General features: G+C 57.1%; 20 protein-coding genes. 14 read left to right on the top strand and 6 right to left on the bottom strand.

Going from position 1 to position 19,103, the window contains the following annotated elements:
- Positions 1 to 5 precede the first annotated feature (5 nt).
- The 6 genes from PSEBG33_RS16590 to PSEBG33_RS16615 are packed head-to-tail and all read left to right on the top strand — an operon-like array spanning position 6 to position 6,505.
- The gene (locus PSEBG33_RS16590) at positions 6 to 419 is read left to right on the top strand and encodes a TIGR03750 family conjugal transfer protein (RefSeq protein WP_005787030.1); all 414 of its coding nucleotides are present in this window, start codon (positions 6 to 8) and stop codon (positions 417 to 419) included.
- Positions 416 to 1,057: a PFL_4703 family integrating conjugative element protein gene (locus PSEBG33_RS16595; protein ID WP_005787028.1), complete on the top strand. Its 642-nt coding sequence runs from the start codon at positions 416 to 418 to the stop codon at positions 1,055 to 1,057. Before PSEBG33_RS16590 ends, PSEBG33_RS16595 begins: the two co-directional genes overlap by 4 nt.
- Complete coding sequence (locus tag PSEBG33_RS16600) at positions 1,054 to 1,866, top strand: TIGR03749 family integrating conjugative element protein (protein WP_005787027.1); 813 nt, start codon at positions 1,054 to 1,056, stop codon at positions 1,864 to 1,866. Before PSEBG33_RS16595 ends, PSEBG33_RS16600 begins: the two co-directional genes overlap by 4 nt.
- Positions 1,856 to 3,379 (top strand): TIGR03752 family integrating conjugative element protein, encoded by a 1,524-nt coding sequence (locus PSEBG33_RS16605; protein ID WP_005787025.1) that lies wholly within the window; start codon positions 1,856 to 1,858, stop codon positions 3,377 to 3,379. The genes PSEBG33_RS16600 and PSEBG33_RS16605 overlap by 11 nt, the downstream gene beginning before the upstream one ends.
- Entirely contained in the window at positions 3,342 to 3,758 is a 417-nt protein-coding gene (locus PSEBG33_RS16610) for a TIGR03751 family conjugal transfer lipoprotein (RefSeq protein ID WP_032803419.1), read from the top strand. The genes PSEBG33_RS16605 and PSEBG33_RS16610 overlap by 38 nt, the downstream gene beginning before the upstream one ends.
- The gene (locus tag PSEBG33_RS16615; RefSeq protein WP_005787021.1) at positions 3,758 to 6,505 is read left to right on the top strand and encodes a conjugative transfer ATPase; all 2,748 of its coding nucleotides are present in this window, start codon (positions 3,758 to 3,760) and stop codon (positions 6,503 to 6,505) included. The genes PSEBG33_RS16610 and PSEBG33_RS16615 overlap by 1 nt, the downstream gene beginning before the upstream one ends.
- A 24-nt stretch (positions 6,506 to 6,529) precedes the next feature.
- Here PSEBG33_RS16615 and PSEBG33_RS16620 read toward each other — a convergent pair whose 3' ends face one another.
- From PSEBG33_RS16620 to PSEBG33_RS28590, 3 genes are all read right to left on the bottom strand, one after another.
- On the bottom strand, positions 6,530 to 7,276 hold the full coding sequence (locus PSEBG33_RS16620; protein ID WP_005787019.1) for a zeta toxin family protein: 747 nt from the start codon (positions 7,274 to 7,276) through the stop codon (positions 6,530 to 6,532).
- On the bottom strand, positions 7,273 to 7,521 hold the full coding sequence (locus PSEBG33_RS16625) for a hypothetical protein (RefSeq protein WP_005787017.1): 249 nt from the start codon (positions 7,519 to 7,521) through the stop codon (positions 7,273 to 7,275). Before PSEBG33_RS16625 ends, PSEBG33_RS16620 begins: the two co-directional genes overlap by 4 nt.
- A 185-nt stretch (positions 7,522 to 7,706) precedes the next feature.
- Positions 7,707 to 8,048 (bottom strand): LasR-specific antiactivator QslA, encoded by a 342-nt coding sequence (locus tag PSEBG33_RS28590; RefSeq protein ID WP_232289416.1) that lies wholly within the window; start codon positions 8,046 to 8,048, stop codon positions 7,707 to 7,709.
- A 76-nt stretch (positions 8,049 to 8,124) separates the two neighbouring features.
- Here PSEBG33_RS28590 and PSEBG33_RS16630 point away from each other — a divergent pair, with 76 nt between their 5' ends.
- The 5 genes from PSEBG33_RS16630 to PSEBG33_RS16650 all read left to right on the top strand — a co-directional run bounded on the left by PSEBG33_RS16630 (position 8,125) and on the right by PSEBG33_RS16650 (position 12,709).
- Positions 8,125 to 8,379 carry a helix-turn-helix domain-containing protein gene (locus PSEBG33_RS16630; protein WP_005787013.1) on the top strand — a complete coding sequence of 85 codons (255 nt, stop codon included), beginning with the start codon at positions 8,125 to 8,127 and terminating at the stop codon, positions 8,377 to 8,379.
- Between the two features lie 115 nt (positions 8,380 to 8,494).
- Entirely contained in the window at positions 8,495 to 9,451 is a 957-nt protein-coding gene (locus PSEBG33_RS16635; protein ID WP_005787011.1) for a TIGR03756 family integrating conjugative element protein, read from the top strand.
- Entirely contained in the window at positions 9,448 to 10,830 is a 1,383-nt protein-coding gene (locus tag PSEBG33_RS16640; RefSeq protein ID WP_032803418.1) for an integrating conjugative element protein, read from the top strand. The genes PSEBG33_RS16635 and PSEBG33_RS16640 overlap by 4 nt, the downstream gene beginning before the upstream one ends.
- A 3-nt stretch (positions 10,831 to 10,833) precedes the next feature.
- On the top strand, positions 10,834 to 11,142 hold the full coding sequence (locus PSEBG33_RS16645; protein ID WP_005787008.1) for a hypothetical protein: 309 nt from the start codon (positions 10,834 to 10,836) through the stop codon (positions 11,140 to 11,142).
- 10 nt (positions 11,143 to 11,152) lie between these two features.
- Entirely contained in the window at positions 11,153 to 12,709 is a 1,557-nt protein-coding gene (locus PSEBG33_RS16650) for a conjugal transfer protein TraG N-terminal domain-containing protein (protein ID WP_005787006.1), read from the top strand.
- Between the two features lie 9 nt (positions 12,710 to 12,718).
- On the opposite strand, the gene PSEBG33_RS28585 is transcribed toward PSEBG33_RS16650, so the two are convergent.
- Positions 12,719 to 13,084, bottom strand: a complete 366-nt coding sequence (locus tag PSEBG33_RS28585; protein WP_005787005.1) for a DUF3742 family protein — start codon at positions 13,082 to 13,084, stop codon at positions 12,719 to 12,721.
- A gap of 449 nt (positions 13,085 to 13,533) precedes the next feature.
- Here PSEBG33_RS28585 and PSEBG33_RS16655 point away from each other — a divergent pair, with 449 nt between their 5' ends.
- Both PSEBG33_RS16655 and PSEBG33_RS16660 read left to right on the top strand, forming a co-directional pair.
- On the top strand, positions 13,534 to 13,863 hold the full coding sequence (locus tag PSEBG33_RS16655) for a hypothetical protein (protein WP_005787003.1): 330 nt from the start codon (positions 13,534 to 13,536) through the stop codon (positions 13,861 to 13,863).
- Positions 13,864 to 13,995: 132 nt separating this feature from the next.
- Positions 13,996 to 14,958: an ArdC family protein gene (locus PSEBG33_RS16660; protein ID WP_005787002.1), complete on the top strand. Its 963-nt coding sequence runs from the start codon at positions 13,996 to 13,998 to the stop codon at positions 14,956 to 14,958.
- 131 nt (positions 14,959 to 15,089) lie between these two features.
- Here PSEBG33_RS16660 and PSEBG33_RS16665 read toward each other — a convergent pair whose 3' ends face one another.
- A complete protein-coding gene (locus PSEBG33_RS16665) occupies positions 15,090 to 15,287 on the bottom strand; it encodes a hypothetical protein (RefSeq protein ID WP_032803416.1) in 198 nt (65 codons plus the stop codon).
- A 223-nt stretch (positions 15,288 to 15,510) separates the two neighbouring features.
- On the opposite strand from PSEBG33_RS16665, the gene mobH reads away from it, so the two are divergent.
- Positions 15,511 to 17,235, top strand: coding sequence for a MobH family relaxase (gene mobH, locus PSEBG33_RS16670; RefSeq protein ID WP_005786999.1), 1,725 nt, complete (start codon positions 15,511 to 15,513; stop codon positions 17,233 to 17,235).
- A 74-nt stretch (positions 17,236 to 17,309) separates the two neighbouring features.
- Here the strand turns inward: mobH and PSEBG33_RS16675 are convergent, their stop codons facing one another.
- Positions 17,310 to 19,103 carry a hypothetical protein gene (locus tag PSEBG33_RS16675; protein ID WP_005786998.1) on the bottom strand — a complete coding sequence of 598 codons (1,794 nt, stop codon included), beginning with the start codon at positions 19,101 to 19,103 and terminating at the stop codon, positions 17,310 to 17,312.

Raw genomic sequence — 19,103 nt, 5'->3', positions numbered from 1 at the left:
TTGACATGAACGACACTATCGAACGCCTTGCCGACGGCACCTTGGTCTTTCTGCCTGAGCGACTCAATCGTGATCCGGCCGTATTGCGCGGCTTGACCAATGATGAGATGTGGGTAGCACTCGGTACTGGCGCCGTCGTTGGCCTGATGCTGGGCGTTCCTCTGGCGATCGCCACCGCGTCCATTGCCGTGGCGCCCACCAGCATGATCGGGGGCATGGCGGTGGTGTTATTTGTCGGTGGCACGCTACTGCGTCGAGCCAAACGGGCCCGGCCAGAGACCTGGTTGTACCGCAAGCTCGAATGGATACTGGCCAGTCGTTCGCGCCTGGGTCGCGGGAGTTTAATCCTTCACTCCGGCGCCTGGACGGTTCGCCGTTCGCGTCGACCGCGCCCAGCCCTGTCCCGGTGGCAGTCATGAGCCGATTTCGGAACAAGGTGGATGCCCAACAGGCCCATATCTTCAGTTTACGTCTGGCAGTAATGATCCTTGCTCTGCTCTGTGTCGGACTCTGGTATGGCTGGCGTTCGGCACCGACCGATCTGACAGTGCATGTCCCCCCGGATCTGCGCTCGGGCAGCACGCGCAAGTGGTGGGACATCCCATCAGAAAATGTCTATGCCTTCGCCCTATACATCTTCGGTCAACTTAACCGCTGGCCTTCGGATGGCGAACAGGATTACCGCCGCGCTATCTACAGCTTGCAGTCCTACCTGACACCCGGCTGCAAGGCCTTCCTCGAGGGCGACTACGAGTACCGCAAGGCCGCCGGCGAGCTGCGCCAAAGGGTACGTGGCGTCTACGAAATACTGGGCCGAGGCTACAGCGAAGATCCCGAACTCAGAGTCAAGCAACTCGATCGCGATAGCTGGCTGGTCAAGCTCGACCTCAACGCCGATGAGTATTACGCCGCCGAACCGGTAAAACGGGTGGTGGTGCGATATCCATTACGCGTGGTGCGTTTCGACCTGGATCCCGAGCGCAACAAGTGGGGACTGGCGCTGGATTGTTATCAGGGTACTCCACAAAAAATCTCCCTGCCTGGAGGTGAGCCATGAAGCGGATGCCTACCCTGGGACTCACCGTCGCACTGTTGCTAGGGGGAGCTGCGGCACAGGCTGTCGAACTGATGCACTGGGAACGACTCCCCCTCGCGGTCCCACTGGTGATCAATCAAGAGCGGGTGGTCTTTGTCGACGAAGATGTTCGAGTCGGTGTGCCCTCAACTCTGACCGGCAAGCTGCGCGTGCAATCTACCGGCGGCACGCTGTACCTGCGCGCGTCAGAAGCCATTGCACCTACCCGATTACAACTGCAATCGGTCGCGACGGGCGAGATCATCCTATTGGACATTGCAGCCACGCCTGGCGACCAACCGCTGGAACCCGTGCGTATTATCAAGAATGCTCCGGTGCAGGCTACTGAGACTGAATCCAGCACCGCCCCTGTTCCAGAACGTACGCCGATCCCGGTCGCTTTGACGCGCTACGCCGCGCAAAGCCTGTACGCACCTCTACGCACCGTTGAGCCTCTGCCCGGCATACGGCGCGTCCCGTTCAAGTTGGGCGCTGAACTGCCGCCCCTGCTGCCGACAGAAAACGTGTCCAGCACACCCATCGCCGCCTGGCGACTCGGTGACTACTGGGTAACGGCGGTGAAATTGTGCAATCGTAGTTCAGAGACTGTGCAACTCGACCCGCGTCGGCTTCAGGCCAAGCTGTTCGCCGTGACATTCCAGCATGTTTTCCTTGGACCTGTTGGCAGCGCTGAAGACACCACGATCGTCTACCTTGTCACCCGCGGTGCCGGCCTTGAGCAAGCCGTGCTGTTGCCGCCCGTTGCGCGAGGTGCTGACGATGAAAGCTAATGCCTTGCTCAAATGGTTGGTACCGGCAGCGCTGCTGGCCGTGGTGGTTATCATCCTGAAAACCTGGGTCGCAGATGGCAGCAGTTCTTCTCCTGAGAAGCCGATTGATCAAGGCAATCTTCAGTTATCCGCCGAGCAAGCCAAGTCGCTCGGCATTGCTGGCGATACCCCACGCGATACGGTTGCCACCCTCGTCGGCCAGGTGAAGGCCATGCGCAGCGACATGCTCGGCTTGAAGAAACATAACGATTCGCTGCAGACGGAGAACAACCGCCTGCGCGAGCGGGAAAACAGCGTTGATTCGCGTATCCAGACCGCGCTTGGCAGCGTGACCCAGCAGGTCGACGAAGGCCGCCGACAAGCCAACGAGGCTCGACTTAAAGCGGAACAAGACAGTCGCCAAGCCCGTGGGCTGCTGACGCAATTGCAAGAACAGTTGTCGGGGCTAACCGGCAAAAGCAAAGAGATGCCGATCGGATTGGGGCTTGAGCCAGGCGACGGTGTTCAGTTCGAAGGGCAGCATTCTGCCGATGATGCGCTGCAGTGGATTGAGCCCTCGGATGCACCGTCCACCGGCACCCGAGACAAAACCAAGACCAAGACCTCCTCCGCACTAAGTCTGCCTACCGCCTTCGACTCATTGGAAGATTTGAAAGACAACGTTATTGATCGCAGCCAGAAGCCGCTAGGTGCAGTCACCAACAATAAGCGCGACCTGCCGCGACCCGTCGATCGTGCCGAAGGCGCGAAACCGGTCTACACCATTCCCGAAAACGCGACATTGATGGGCTCGGTCGCCATGACTGCACTGATCGGCCGAGTCCCGGTGGACGGTACAGTGAATGATCCCTACCCCTTTAAGGTGCTGGTCGGTCCGGAGAACCTGACAGCCAACGGCATCGACCTGCCGGACGTCGCAGGGGCCGTGATGAGTGGTACAGCCTCCGGCGACTGGACCCTGTCGTGCGTACGCGGACAGGTCGAGTCAATTACCTTTGTGTTTACCGACGGCAGTATTCGCACGGTCCCTCAGCCGAAGGCAGTCGCCAGCCGCAATGCCTCCACCGCCCAGAGCTCGAACACCGACAAGATCCGTGGCGGGCTCGGTTATCTGTCCGATCCGTATGGCATTCCTTGCATTGCTGGCGAGCGCCGCTCAAACGCTCAACAGTACCTCGGCAGCCAGAGTTTGATCACTGCCGCCGGCGCCGGTGTCGCCGCCTTGCTCGGGGATGAGCAGAACAACAGCAGCGTGATTAGTTCGGGCGGCAGTACGCTCGGGGTCACCAGCAGCGGCGGCAATAGCGCGCTGAATTCAATTCTAAGTGGTGGGGTCAGCGACATCCGTGAGTGGATCAACAAACTCTATGGCGAGACCTTTGCTGCCGTGTACGTGCCACCGTCCGCCCAAGTCGCGCTACACCTCGACCAGGAGATCACCATCGACTACGAGCCCAAGGGCCGGAGTGTTCGCCATGAAAAAGTCCACGTTTCTCTGCATGACCTGGATTAGCGTGTTTTCCTTGGTCCTGACAGGGTGTTCCACTGACAAGGAGACTCTGCTGCCCCATGGCGAGCAAACCATGCTGGACATCTGGAACGGTGCCGGGTCGCAAGGCACTCAGCAGCAACTGTTGGATGCTCGGCAGCAGTTACGCCGTCCGTTGGCTCAGGTGGATTTCTCCGATTCTCTCCAGGAACCGTACACGCGCACTGCGGCGAACGAGATCCGCAACCTGTTCCCTCGCCTGCCCAATCCCGATCTGGTGCTGTACGTGTATCCGCACCTGAGTGGTACCGAGCAGGCACCGATCCCAGGTTACTCGACCGTCTTCCCGCTCTACCAACGGGTGCAATACGCATTGCCGGGTGAACGTCAGGAAGACTTGTAATGCGTAGCGGCGATTCGGGTCACCGCACTGGCGCGTGGAAAGCCTGGCGCAACCCATTACGTCCTCGCGCCACGTTGGCCGATGACGCCGCACTCTATGCACACAACCCCAGCTTCACCGATCACCTGCCTTGGGTCGAATACCTCGACAACGAGCAGTGTTTTCTGCTGGATGACAATCGTTCGGTGGGCGCGGTGTTCGAGTTGCTACCCATCGGCACTGAAGGGCGCGAACCCGATTGGCTGATAGCCGCCCGCAATGCCCTCGAAGGCGCCCTGCAGGATAGCTTTGACGAACTGGATCAAGCGCCGTGGGTGGCGCAGTTTTTCTGCCAGGACGACAACGACTTCACCCCCTACCTGACGCGTCTCACCGATTATATTCAGGACAGCGCCCGAGGCACGATCTTCACCGAGGCATACTTGGAACTCACCCGCCGTCATCTGCAGGTCATCGCCAAGCCCGCCGGGCTGTTCGAGGATAAGGTGGTGGCACGCCTACGCTGGCGTGGCAATAACCGCCGGGTGCGCCTGGTGGTCTATCGCTGGCTTGAGTCTGGCGCCGACGAGACGGGACTCAGCCCTGTGCAATCCCTGCAGCAGGCTTGCGAACGTATTGCGGCTTCGTTGCAGGCGTGCGGCGTGCAATCGGCACGCGTTGATGGCCGCGGTTTGTATGCCTGGTTATTGCCCTGGTTCAATCCGGCGCCCAGGCTCACGGATGAAACGCCCGAGGGCTTTTACCAACGTGTTGCCTATCCGGAGCCTGCTGATGGCGAGTCGCTGGAATTACCCTTCGATCACGACTTCGCCGAACGGTTGTTCTTCAACGAACCGTGTTCGGATGTGCAACGGGGACTCTGGTACTTCGATGGGCAACCCCATCGGGTCATGGTGGTGGACAAACTGCGACGGGCACCGTCGATTGGTCAACTCACCGGAGAAACCCGTAAGGGTGATGCAACCAATGCCCTATTCGACCAGTTACCCGAAGGCACGGTGATGAGTCTGACCTTGGAGGTCAAGCCGCAGGATGTGCTCGAAGACCAGTTAAACCGATTGGCGCGCAAAGCCATCGGTGAAAACCTGGCCTCGACCCAGACCCGTCAGGATGTCGAAGAGGCTCGCGCGATCATCGGTCGCCAGCACAAGCTGTACCGCGGCACCCTGGCGTTCTATGTGCGCGGTCACGATGAACAGCAATTGCACCAGCGCTCGGTCAGCCTTGCCAACGCGCTATTGGTCGCGGGGCTGCAACCGGTACGTGAAGGCGATGAGGTCGCCGCCTGCAACAGCTACCTGCGTTGGTTGCCGATGGTTTACAACCCGGCCCGCGACACGCGCAACTGGTACACGCGGCTGATGTTCGCCCAGCACCTGGCGAACCTGGTTCCGGTGTGGGGACGCAGCACCGGCACCGGCAACCCCGGCATCACTCTATTCAATCGTGGTGGCTCACCGTTGACCTTTGATCCGTTGTCACGCCTAGACCGGGCCATGAACGGCCATCTGCTTTTGTTCGGGCCGACCGGCGCCGGTAAGTCGGCCACCCTGGTCACCCTGCTGATGCAGGTCATGGCGGTGTACCGCCCTCGCCTGTTTATTGTTGAGGCCGGTAACTCATTCGGCTTGCAGGGCGACTACTTCGCAACGCAGGGCCTGTCGGTCAATAAAGTCCAATTGAAACCTGACGCCTCGGTCAGTCTCTCCCCATTCGCCGATGCCTGGCGCCTGGTCGAGCAGCCGGATGAGGTGGCTAGTCTTTCGATCGATGAGCTGGACGATGAGGCGGTAGCCAGTCGCGAAGACCAGCGCGATGTGCTCGGCGAATTGGAAATCACCGCTCGCCTGATGATTACCGGCGGCGAGGCCAAGGAAGAGGCGCGCCTGAGTCGAGCTGATCGCAGCCTGATTCGCGAGTGCATTCTAGATGCGGCGCAGACCTGTGTCGCAGCGAACCGCCAGGTGCTGACCCGCGACGTGCGCGACGCGTTGCTGCGAGTCGCCGCCGACCCGCACTTACCAGAAAAACGTCGCGAGCGTGCCCAGGAAATGGGCGAGTCCATCGATCTGTTCTGTCAGGGTTTCGAGGGTGAACTGTTCAATCGCGAGGGCACGCCTTGGCCCGAGAGCGATGTGACCATCGTCGACCTGGCCACCTATGCTCGTGAAGGTTACGAAGCCCAGATGTCCATTAGCTACATCAGCCTGATGAACACCGTGAACAATCTCGCCGAGCGCGATCAGTACCTGGGCCGACCGATCATCATGGTCACCGACGAAGGCCATATCATCACCAAGAACCCGTTGCTGGCACCGTTCGTGGTCAAGGGCACGAAGATGTGGCGCAAGCTCGGCGCCTGGTTCTGGCTGGCCACACAAAATCTTGCCGACTTTCCCACGGCTGCACAGACGATGCTCAACATGATCGAATGGTGGATCTGTTTGAACATGCCGCCAGCGGAGATTGAAGACATCGCGCGGTTCAAGAAGCTTTCACCGGCGCAAAAAGCCTTGTTGCTCTCCGCCAGCAAGGAACCGGGTAAATTCACCGAAGGGGTTGTTCTGTCGAAGAAGCTCGAAACGCTGTTTCGGGCCGTGCCGCCCAGTCTTTATCTCGCCCTGGCCATGACGGAGCCCGAGGAAAAAGCCGAACGCTGGACACTGATGCAGAGCACCGGCTGCTCGGAATTGGAGGCGGCTTACCGGGTAGCTGAACGGATCGATAGGATGCGAGGAATTAAGTGAAACGGAGCTGATCCTAGGTTTCGATCAACCCGGCAGCAAATCCTTGAACACCTTCTCCACGTAGGCTTGCATGAACCAGTCAGGGATCTCATCAGCCCTGAATTCAAGGTCAATCCCGTCCGTTACTTCAGCAAGCAGCACCAGGTCCGAGCCCGAGTTATCAAAGATGTAGGCCCGGTTAGAGGCTGCAATGGCCGCTGGTAACAGGTACAGACAGCGACCGTAGCGCTGGACAATTTTTTCGGTCGGCACTGGATGCCCACCAGCTGCAACACGGTTCTTGACCCTATTGATATTGATATCCGGGTCTTCAGTGGCGACAAAATATAGGTAGGTGCGATATCCCGACGCTCTTGCCTTGAGCATAAAAGCGATTTTGTCCTCGCTAGACATCACCGTTTCGAAGGTGAACGACAATTGGGCTTCGAGGAGCTTGTGCCGGATGAAATCAGAGAGCACGGAAGCAAAATAGGAATTCATTGCCACGGTCTGAAAATTCAGGCCGTTGCTGCTGAAGTCTATTTTGGCCGCCTCTTCACCAAGCTGGGCCGACCGGATCAGGTGATGCGCCTTGATAAAACCGAGAACCTCATCACCTTCGGTTTCCAGCTGAAAATCGCTGAATTCCAGACGCCCGCCCTCTTTGGCAGCCTTTTCGATTTCATCCGGGTTGATATAGATGCCGATCAGGTGGGAAGGGACGGCACTCTTCATCGTGCTTTTGCCGGAACCGTTAGGACCGGCAAACATCCTCAGCCGAGGAACTGTCATGAGCAGCGACGCACCTTGATAATGCCGCCCACGGTCACTTTATGCTTGGGCTTGGCCACTCGAATAACCTTGTGCTTACCATCAGCAGTCGTCTCAACGAGCATGCCGTCCATGACTTCCATCACGCTGCGTCCGGCCGCCAGCGCGTTGATATAGGCCGTATTGATCGCACCTTCAGCCATGGCTGGAATTTTACCCTCCAGTCGGCTCACCAGATCATCACTCAACACTTGTTCGGCTTTCATATCGAGCTCCACGTTCTCAGAGCGTGCAGATATCTGCACTTACCAGAATCCTAGCTACGTAGTCTGTTTGTAACAGCACAACGCTACTTCCGTCAGACCTCCATTCTAGAGGAATGGTGTCTGGAACCATACCTTCCAGTAAAGTTTCGTCTACGAGCCATATCGTCAGGGTTGGAGCCGCACGACTAAGGGGAAACGCCTTGAAGCCGTTGTTGAACTCTCAATAAAAACCCTGCTTCAAAAGCATCCTGAGAGTCTCCTGCCGGAAAAGTCTTACGTGCCTGCGCCAATTCCCACCACAGCGGTACGTCACCAGGTGTATTGAGCCAGGCCTGGGCGCATTGCACGCCACGATCGATCATGGGCGCGTATTCACTGCCCCACGGCGTCAAAAGACTCGGGCAGCCGTCCGCAGCCGGAATTGAAACGTAATTTTCGTCCATAGACACCTTAGCTTTCGATTTAATTATTAATGCTGGGTCTGTCCCAAGCAGCATAGAAACAAAACTGGCACTTCGCTTAAGCATCAAAAAAGCGCCCGAATTAGAGCCATGTAGACTATATCCCGTGGATTGAGAGTCCCTCAAGGCGCAGTTTGCGCGCATGACTCAAGACTACGAACAGCTCCGTCTGCAACTGGCGGAAAATATCCGCTCGATGCGACGTGTGAAGAACCTTACCCAAGAGCAACTGGCGCTCATGGCCGAGGTGGATCGTACCTACGTGAGTCAAATCGAACGAGGGGTAGGCAACCCGTCGTTACTGGTCCTCTGCAAACTCGCCAACATTTTCGAGATCAAGACGGATCAGTTGCTCATCGAGTCTGACGCGCTTGCTCGTACGCTGAACGCTGAATGATCCTCTGCTGATCTAGAAAATCGTTGTAAACCGACGATCCTACGTTCGGTTTTCTCACTGACACCCCTCTCTCGATTATTGAACCTGTCTAGGCCATACACTCAGAGCCTGGATCATGTCTGCTGCCTGCCCGCACATTTCGCCCCAGAAGTTGCATCCTTTGGTGCTGAGCATTCTGCTGGCATCCGGGTCAAGCGTAGCGCTGGATACCGGCAACATTACCGCCTCCGTACTTTCTCCAGACTGCCTCGAGTACAGAGTCGTCGGCATCTGCTTTTGGTTGCTCTGCACCCCCTTCGGCTGCACGGTTAAAACCTCAACCAAGGTTCGTCACTTCATTCCTGAGCTGGTGGTCTCGAGCTATGCCACCACCGGTGCCAATCCTTGGACCGAGACGGCCACCCTATCCTCTCCTATCAGTGGTGCGGAAGGAGGCGGTAACCTGATCACGCCGAACACCCTGCGCGATAATCTGCCTCGTTTCAAAAACGTTGATGCCATCGGTCATCCAGGTGGCTGGGCCGCCACGCAACTGGCCTCGCAATCCGGCTACGCCTGCGCCAGCGGCGCCACTGCGTTCATGCCCTATTACCTGAGCACTTTGGACTCACTGGCCTGGCGTCATGGCATCCCGGAAAGCCTTTACCCCGAGTCGCTTGTGCCCGGGATCCGTGAAACCGGTCGTCAGCTCGCGAGCAACATGTGGGGCAACGTCTATCCCCGGCAAGGATTTTTGGTGCAACCCGACGACTTCAAAGCCGCTGCGGTGATGGCGCAGCGAGCGGGTGACGTCATTACCCGCAACTGGCAACCGCACGTGTATGTCCCGCTCACACCCGTACCACGCGATGGTTATTGGCCGCCTGGCCCAATCGTTGAAAACGACGCTTCGACCCACAAATGGCAATTGCTCTCTCCCGTGGTTCAACCCACATGTGCCATCTTCCCCAGCGATCCGGTGCAGAGCGCGGATGGAGGCTACGCCTGGTCGCTGTGGCGTCCTTATAGCTGCTGCAAGCGTGAGGGACAGACCTTCCTGTTCAGCATCGACTTCGAAGGTGGTGCTTCATGAGGCGGCTTCTTGCAGGACCATGGTTGGGCCCGATGAGTTTGTTGCTCTGCGGACTGCTCGCCGTGGCCACGCACGCCCACGCCGCCGAGGACGATTACCGTCTAGGCACTCAAGGCGAAGTGCTCGACGACCGGGTGATGTACACCATCGGTGGCGGCTCGGCAGCGGGCTCGCCGAGCTCGCTCTATCGCCCCAACGGGCTCGGTGTCGGCGGATCCTGGCAAGCGAACATGATGTGCGGAAACATGAGCCTCACCAACACCCTGCAAAACCAGTTTAACGGCGTCACCGAAGGGTTCCAGCAGATCATGGGCAGCATTGTGCAGAACGCGACCCAAGCAGTGATGTCGCTGCCGGCGTTGATCATCCAGCGTGCCAACCCGGGTCTCTATGAGTTGTTGAGCAACGGAGTGATGCAGGGGCGTATCGACTTCGACCGTTCTAAGCTGACCTGCCAGGCCATGGCTGAGAAGATGGCGGACAAGGTCGGTCAAGCCGGCTGGGGCGCATTGGCCAAGAACCAGGAAATGCAGGGCAACCTCGAACAAACCGGCGGTGATGCGGTGGCCGCGGTGAAAAACACCGAGGCCCGTAACGGCAACAATGGGGTGTCATGGGTCGGCGGGCAGAAGGCTGGAGGTAGCGGACAAACACCCATCCGGGCAACCTCCGATGTGGTGCGCGCGGGCTACAACCTGCTGCATAACCGGTCCGTGGATGACAGCGCCTCGATCAGTAGCAGTGATTGCCTGGGCGGCGCTATTTGCCAGGCATGGACCTCACCCCAAGAGGAATCCGAATGGGCTGTTCGAGTGTTGGGCGAGACCGAAGTCGCAACCTGCGACACCTGCGAGACTCTGCGGGCTACCGCTGGCAACGGACTGACGCCGCTGATCCAGGAGGCCTACGGTGACCATCTCAAGACCCTGCAAGGATTGCTGTCCGGATCTCTGCCGCCGAACCCTGACAATCTGGGCAAAGCCTCCAGCCCGATGCTGCCGGTGACCCGTGGTGTGATCGAAGCCCTGCGCGACGATCCTGATCAGGAACTCCTGGCGCGGCGCCTGGCCAGTGAGACGGCCCTGTCCAGCGTACTCGACAAAGCGCTCCTGCTATTACGCACGCTGCTGGCAGGCAGCCACGAACCTAACATCGCTTCCGCCGAACCGGCCCAAACGGCCTTGACGAAAAACCTCGACACGCTGGAGCGTGAAATACGCCTACTGCAGACTGAGCTGCAGGTCCGACAAATGTTGGCTACCAATACCGCCAGCCTTGCACTCGATCGACATGCCGGAGGTGCTGATGCGTCGCGTACCGTCGAGCAAGGCGACCCTGAACCTGGCCGACTCAACGACGCTGACGCCAGGCGCAAGTGAGCCATGAAACGCTCACTGCTATTCACTTTGCTTTCAAGTCTCTGGGTTGCAGCAGTGATGATCCTGACCGCCGCACTGCTCGCCTGGATCGGCCGCACTGCGCTGGGCAGTTTCGAGGTCTGGCAGCAAGCCTTGGAATCGATACGGCCTTATCTGCGGTTGTGGCGCGCCCTGCTCTACGGCGTCCTCTTTGCACTCTGGTGCGACCTGCTGAGGCGCTACCGACATCGACCACAGGACCGACTGCGCGTGAAACGCGCCGGGACATTCGGGCTCTTGCTCTTTACCTGCGTCGAGCTCACTCGATTGTGAGGTCACCACCATGCTCATGAGCACCAACAGCTACCTGGAGTTTTACCTCTCCCTGCTGGCATGGATCATCAACAACGGTATCTGGAACGTCCTGTCCGATACTGGCCTGTTCGCCGCCCCCTTTGGTGCAATCATCTTGCAAGAATGGTTGTCGGCCCGTCAGCAAGGCGCGGATGAAGGAAACAAAGGATTGCTCTCGGTACCTCGAATCGAGAACCGGCTTTGGCTGGCCTACATTATCGTATTGTTCGGCTGCGCGCCGGTCTTTCCGCTAAACCTCGCTTCAATGGCGTTCGACGATGCAGCGAGCCAACGCTGCGGTGTCAGCGTGGCCAAGCCAGCGGAAACCGCCTGGGGTACCACTTTCAACACCATCGGAGAACGCTCTGCCAATGTGCCAATCTGGTGGTTTCTGGTGCACGCCTTGAGTAAAGGAGTGACCGCAGCGGCCACCGCCTCCATTCCCTGCGCACCGGACATCCGACAGATGCGCATGGAGATCGACAGTTCTCGCATTGATAACCAAGTGTTGCTACAGGAAGTCGCCGATTTTACTCGCGACTGCTACGGCTATTCCCGCTCTCGGCTGTTCACCAATCGCCCGCAGTTGGACAAGGCACAAAGTCATGATGCGTCCTGGGTCGGCTCAAGCTATTTTCTCGACACTCCGGGCTACTACGACACCGATCGCTCACGGACACCGCGTGTCAGCTGGCCCTATGATGAAACCCGCGATGTTTCATTGCCACGGCTGGAGAATGGCGCAGGCTACCCCACTTGCAAACAGTGGTGGAGTGATAGCGGTATCGGGTTGCGAGCGCGCTTGATCGAGCAAGTCGATCCTTCGCTGCTGACCCAGCTGAAAGGCTGGTTGACTGGCCGCTCAAGCAACGAGATCGAGGATGCCACCCTGCGCGAACTGGTCAGCCCACGCCAACAATCGATGTCCATGTCGCCCGGACAGGTGTACCAGGACTATGGCTCCAGTGCTCGCGGTGGGTCGATCAATCAGGGGCTCAATAACCTGGCCACCAACACTGGGCTGGCCCTTGGCTCGTTCAGCAACTTCCCGGCAATGAATGCACTACGCGCTGCCCTGCCGATGGTGCAGGCTTTCCTGATCATGGGCGTCATCATCAGCCTGCCACTGATCCTACTCGTCAGTGCCTACCAGCTAAAAACCGTCATGACGGTCACGTTCACGCTGTTCACGCTGCACATGCTGACCTTCTGGTGGGAGTTAGGCCGCTGGGTCGACTCCAGCATGCTCGATACCTTGTACAACCAAGTGTCGGCGTCCAATCAGGTGCTGCTGTCGCTGCCCACATCCGGCTTTATGGACGGAACCGTCACGGCGCAGGTGATAGAGTATGTGATGGGGGCGATGTTCATCGTACTGCCGATGGTCTTTCTAGCCGCAATGAGCTGGGCTGGGTATAGCGTAGGTTCGGGTGTAGAAGGAATGCTCAGCCGGGGAACCCAGGCTGCGCAGACAGCGAGTTCTAACGGAACCTCTCAGTTGATGAGCGGAGCAAGAATGGTTTCAGGTAAATCGGGCTCAAAATAACCAGGGAGGCTACTTCAGTGAACCCCATTTATCGTACCGCTCAGGCCAAGACGCTCTGTGAATCGGATCATCGATATCATCAATATCTGGAGTGTCTGAATCTTGAACTGGGATAGCTGCTAATGCGACGAATGTGCATACCAGCAGAAACAACCAAAAGCTAACAAAAAGAAGTGCTCCGAACAGGGCCACCTGGGCAAGCAGAAAGATCCCGCGAACGAGTAAATTACCCGCAGGCAAACCTGCCGTCACTGCACGCTTGGCCACACGAGACTCAAACCCTTTCAACCTGCGATAACCACGTTTGGCGAACATACCGCATGCATATGCCCAGCGGTGTGCGCGGGAGATTTGAAGTGGCTGCTGAGCCGGCATGGTTGCGCCCTCTTCTGAGCGTGTTCCTGTGGAAATCGAGATTACAGACTACTACTGAAAATCGCCCATGCTTAACCGTTTATCAGCTTGCTCGGGCGAAAACTCTTCACTGGAAGACAGAAGACGCAGCTCGTGCACCTGTGCCTCTATGGCCGTTGACCCATCCATATAATCCAGCTACATAGAGGGTACGGATCGCTGTTATCGACAGCACCTTCCCAGGTAGCCAGAGCCTTCAAAGCTACGTCACTCCGGTGATGGCTCCCCCCAAGTGCGATTAGCGTTCGGTGGCTCGCACGGTCACGCTACACGGTGATGAACGTCTACTGCTCTCCCGAGCGTCTTTCGAGCTCGGCTCGTCCCAAACCCTTTTGTTTTTCTTCAACCCACCACGGGGAATTCTTTCCCCTATGGGACAGGTTTCTTCGCGCTACCAACGGAGGCACACCATGTCCGACTCACTCACAAGCGAAGCACTGAACACCCTGCGCTTGCCCGTTGTGTTCACTCCAGACGCGTGGCAACACGCAGTATTGCTCGATGGTTCAAGTCATCCTGAAAAGCTGCAGCTCGATAGGCTGAGCAACGTCGTACGCGCAGCCTTCAAAGCTCACCTGGCCGATCCAAACACACCCTACGTGGTGTTCGAGGTAGCCAAGTTCGGCTCAGCGAGTGATGCAGATCATGAGCCATTACTGCGACTGAGCCTCAGCCTGCTTCAGGCATCAGACCAACCTAACGCCTTGCTGATAGCGCTTGCGGAAGAGCAGCAACGCTAAACGCAAACGGCCATACCCGGCCACCGATCCAACTCAGGCTATACGCAGTCCTGCACCAATCCAATCAACACCCACCAGGGAACCCTCCCCGACGGGCAAGGCGTTCCTCCGCTTTCTCTCGAGGAAAATGCCATGCGTAATATCTACCAAGACGTGACTGACAAAATTGTTGCCGCGTTAGACCAAGGCGTAGCGCCCTGGATCAAACCCTGGTCCTCAAATGGCTCAACTGACGTCGCTCATCACCAGCCCTATCCCATCAACGCCATCACGCAGCGCCCCTATTCGGGCATCAATTTACCGTTGCTCTGGGCCGAGGCCCGATTGCAGGGGTTCACTCAAGACCGTTGGCTAACCTTCAACCAAGCCAAAAAAGCCGGCGGGCACATCCGGAAGGGTGAGCACAGCACCCTGGCAGTGCTCTACAAACCGATGGAACACGAGGAACAGACCGAATCAGGCCAACCCGTACTTGATGAGAACGGTCAGCCCAAGGTCGCTCACTTTGGCATTCTCAGGACGCATCTTCTGTTCAACATCGAGCAAACGGAAGGGCTCGAAACGCTCAACGAAACCGTGCTCGAGACGGAGCCGAGCGATCCCTTCCTCCCCAACGGCGCTGCGGAAAATCTGCTGTTAAGTTCGGGTGCACAGATCGTTCATCGATCTGCCGACGAAGCCTTTTACCACCCGATCAGGGATCTCATCCAACTGCCGACAAAAGCACAATTTCACGATGAAGGTGGGTACTACGCCACCGCACTGCATGAGCTGACGCACTGGACCGGGCATCACGCTCGGTTACAGCGCGAAGGCGTGACGTCAGCCTGTCCCTACGGCTCACCAGGCTACGCGTTTGAAGAGTTGATCGCCGAAATGGGCGCTGCGTTTTTATGTGCCTATACCGGCATACAGGGAGAGCTTCGGCACGAGGGCTACATCGACTCCTGGCTCGGCCTGCTCAAGGCTGACAAACGTGCGATCTTCCGCGCAAGTGGCCACGCCCGCAGCGCCTCGGAGTATGTACTCAACCTGGAGCAGCAACTGAAGCAGGCGGTCTTGGATGACTCGCCTTGCATGAACGATGGAGCTTGATCGTTATCTCACCACTGCAAACGCTTCACAGGGCCCAACGCGAGTTGAGCCCTTTTTATGCTCAGAAGAAAGGCTCCATGCCGCGGGACCCTGACGCAAAGAACAAGAGAGGCGCGCACACCAGCAGCTTGTCATTCCGTATCCAGGTTCTGCGCCAGAAAATCCACTAGTTCGAGGGGACTCCGGCTGTCGATCACCTTGTAGATCAGATCGCGCTTACTGCGCGGCAACTTCTTGACCACGCTCTTCGCCGAGGCTCTGACGGCTTCGTCTGTCCCATGGATACGTGCCGCAAGCAGCAGCACCAGCGTGGCGTCAGTCAGATTCATGGCAAACCCCGAGAAAATTCGCACCGCAGTGTACCGACTCTTTTCTTTTCCGTACTAGCCCCCAAAAAAATGATGCCTAGGAGTATCCATATTCCGATTGCCGCACAAAGGGACACGAGCCAAAAGGACGGGTAAGGGTTGGAAGGGAATGGGCACTCAAGGGTAAGAGCGCTATCCGAAAAGGCTAAAAGGCCAATGACCCAGCCACTTCCCGGAGGTCACGATGCTCAGTCTGTTTCGCCACAAAAGGCAGAAGCCCCCTCCGCCACCGACCGTCAACGTCGCCGAAGGTTACCTGTCCATCGAGTCAGCCCATACCCTCTTAGCAGTGGAGCACCGCCGTCAGTTGCTCGATCGCATCTGGCAATACACCGCCCTCTCCCACGTCCAATTCACCCAGCTCTACTTAAATCCGATCCATCGCTACGCCGAACAGGTCCAGCAACTCCCGGCCAGCGAGACGCACCACCATGCGTATCTCGGTGGCATGCTCGACCATGGCCTGGAGCTGGTCGCTTGCAGTTTGAAACTACGTCAGTCGTATCTACTGCCCACCGGCGCCGCGCCTGAAGAACAAGCTGCCCAGACCGATGCCTGGTCGGCTGGAATCGCTTATGGCGCCCTGCTGCATGACATCGGCAAGATCGCCGTGGACGTGCTGGTCGAACGCCAGGATGGCCGTGTTTGGCATCCTTGGCAGGGCTCCCTGGATCAGCCCTACCGTTTTCGTTACATCAAGGGTCGTGACTACCACCTGCACGGTGCCGCCGCTGGCTTACTCTACACCCAGATTCTGGACCGCCCGATCTTAGACTGGCTCAGTGGATTTCCTCAACTCTGGGCCAGCCTGCTGTATGTCCTGGCCGGCCAGTACGAACGTGCCGGCGTGCTCGGTGAGTTGGTCATTCAAGCCGACCGCGTCTCCACAGCACAAAACATCGGGGGCAACCCAAACAAGGCGCTACAAGCGCCGATTCATTCGTTGCAACACCATTTGATCAGCGGACTGCGTCATCTGGTTCAACACGAGCTGAAACTCAACCAGCCGGGTGCCGCGGCATGGCTGACCCAGGACGCACTGTGGCTGGTCAGTAAGACGGTCACGGACAAGCTGCGAGCCTATTTGCTGTCGCAATCGATTGAGGGCATTCCTTCATCCAACCTCGCGGTGTTCGACGAGCTGCAATCGCATGGATTGGTTGAGTCTACGCCGGAAGGCAAAGCCATCTGGACTGCGCTAGTGGTTCAGGGAAATTGGCAGCAGAGTTTCACCTTTCTGCGCCTTCAACCCGCACTGATTTGGGGGAACGAAGACCGGCCCGAGGCTTTCAGTGGAACGGTGAGCATTGCAGCCCATGACCACTCAACTGACACCCAGATACCAACACCAGTGCCTGAGGCAGCCAGTGCAGGATCAGCTCAAAGCCAACCGCAGCCGGATCCCATGGTACTAGAGGATGTCGATTACCTCGGCACGCTGCTGGACATGTTCGAATTGATAGACCCTGAGACCAGCAATGCGCCGGCAGAAAGTACTCTCGAAACCTCAACGCCTCCATCGGATAAGCCAGGCCAGGCATTCCTGAATTGGGTCAAGGAAGGCATCCTGAGCCATAAGTTGATCATCAATGACAGCAAGGCCAAAATCCACACGGTGAGTGGCAGCGTATTTCTGGTCACGCCTGGTCTCTTCCAACGTTATGTCCAGGAGTTTCCTGGCATCGCCAAGAGGGTCGATCAAGAGATTAACGAATGGCGTTGGGTACAGAAGCAGTTCGAGAAACTGAAGGTCCACAGGAAGCGAGACAACGGCCTGAACATCTGGGCATGCCAAGTGCAGGGCCCTAGGAAGAGAACCACCTTGAAGGGGTACTTGATTGAGGATCCGAAGCAATTTTTTGAATTGATACCACCCGATAACCCTTTTCTTAAAATCGAAACAGATTAATTTCCGTGGTGCTCAATGGCTGTCATTAATCCCTTTGTTTTCTCGACCTGCATAATTTCAATACCTGTTTGACCCTACGGGTAAAAACCAGTACGTCCCTCGTCCCCTGCATCTCCAACAAACTCAATAGGTTTAAGCAATTCACGCGCGATCTGCTTCAGATCCTGATTTTCAAGAATGATGATCTGGCCCGGGCCGGACCAATTTGCAAGCCAGCTATAGAAGCGGTCAGTTACCGTGAGGACTGCAACATCTCGCTGCTCCTTACTTTTGGGGTCTGCATAAGACTTTAAAGGCGAGTCAATGACGACGAATCCGAGATGCGGGTACCCCTTTTCTATAGCATGAGCCATTACGGCAACGGTTAGCGCTGCCAAGAAAATGGATCGTTTACCTGCACCAAAATCAAGGCGTGCACGACCGTTAATGGTGAGGTCGCATACATTCGCATCTAGCAATACAGAATCGATCAGTTCAAAACCCCAGGCATGCAAATACTCCTTTGCAAGCGAAGCTACATCTCTGGCGGCATCGCCGACATTACGCTCGAGACGCGTTTGCTTGCCGCCTTTGAATTTTGACAGGCGTTCAATTTCGGCGACTAGGTGGCTTTCCTCTTCGAATCTAGCTAGATACTCAGAAAGTTCACTGCGACGTAAGGCTAGAGACTTAGGATCCCCGCTGAACTCCTGATGCGTTGATGCTGAACGTTTACGCTCTTCTTGTTCCAACTGTTTAAGGCTTTCGCTCCACTCTCGGCTTTGGGCATCAATCTCCGAAACGCGTTGGAGCTCCCGTTTCAGGGCATCAGCCAATCCGTGACGTAAAACAGAGATCTTTTCCAGCTCCACCTTCAGGGCTCGTCTGTAGAGATCTTGATTGCCTTGAATAAGCTGTCGTTGATCGGTTTGCACTCCAGGCGGAGCGCAGCACAAGGGGCATGGCACCTCAGTTAGCGCTTGAAACATAGACACACCCTCCCAGGTTGCGCCTAGCCGCTCACTATCACTACGATACTTTTCATCGAGCAACTCAAAACGGTCGGCCATGGCTCGACTGTGCTCACGTTTGGATCGAGCATCGATCAGTTGTCTTTCGACACGATAAATCTGCTCACGAACATCACGCAGATGCGACGCCCGCTCATCATAACGTTGTGTCATGGCACCTAAAACGCTATCTACCCTTTCAAGAGCATCGACTATCTCGTCACGGCTCTGATCGGATGGCAGTTCCGATCGCACTCGTTTTAGGCTTTCTTCCGCTCCTAATACTTTCCCAACAATCTGTTGTTTTTCCGCATTTGACTTGGTCAGCTCAATCGCAGCGTCATCGCTGCCAGTGATGAACATGTGGAATGCTGCAATACGCTGAGTCGCCGATACCACCTGGCCACTAGTCGGGTCTTCACTGATCATGTTCGGCTGCGATAGAAGAAACCAGTGACGTAAATCCCCGCCCGTTACAAATCCCTTTTTTGCACGAGATCGAAGTAAAAGCTTGCCAGCAGCACCCGACATTTTTACAAGAAAATCACCTATGTCTTCTTCAAGCTCCTCACGAGCATGCGCACCGTCCACCGCTAATGTAAGTGAGCTCAGCCTTGTCTCCCCTCCAGCTAATGCGCGGCGAATTTCATACAACTGCCCATCACCGTCCAGCTGCAAGGTAAGGGTGTCGTATCCGGTTGCCTGAGGGATTTTCTTGGGGTTTTTCTCGCCACCAAGGAGTACCCATAAACAGTCGCGAATGTAGGACTTACCCGTGTCGCTTGGCCCGCGAACGAGTGTTGCTGGAAACTTAAAATCAATGAGCGCGTCTGGCTTTCCCGGTCCGGATGCCTTCAGCTGAATAAGCGCGACAGCCAT

The sequence above is a fragment of the Pseudomonas synxantha BG33R genome, assembly GCF_000263715.2.
In the GTDB taxonomy this organism is placed as follows: domain Bacteria; phylum Pseudomonadota; class Gammaproteobacteria; order Pseudomonadales; family Pseudomonadaceae; genus Aquipseudomonas; species Aquipseudomonas synxantha_A.
Note: the sequence above shows the minus strand (reverse complement) of the source record. Positions and strands in the feature narration are given on the sequence as shown.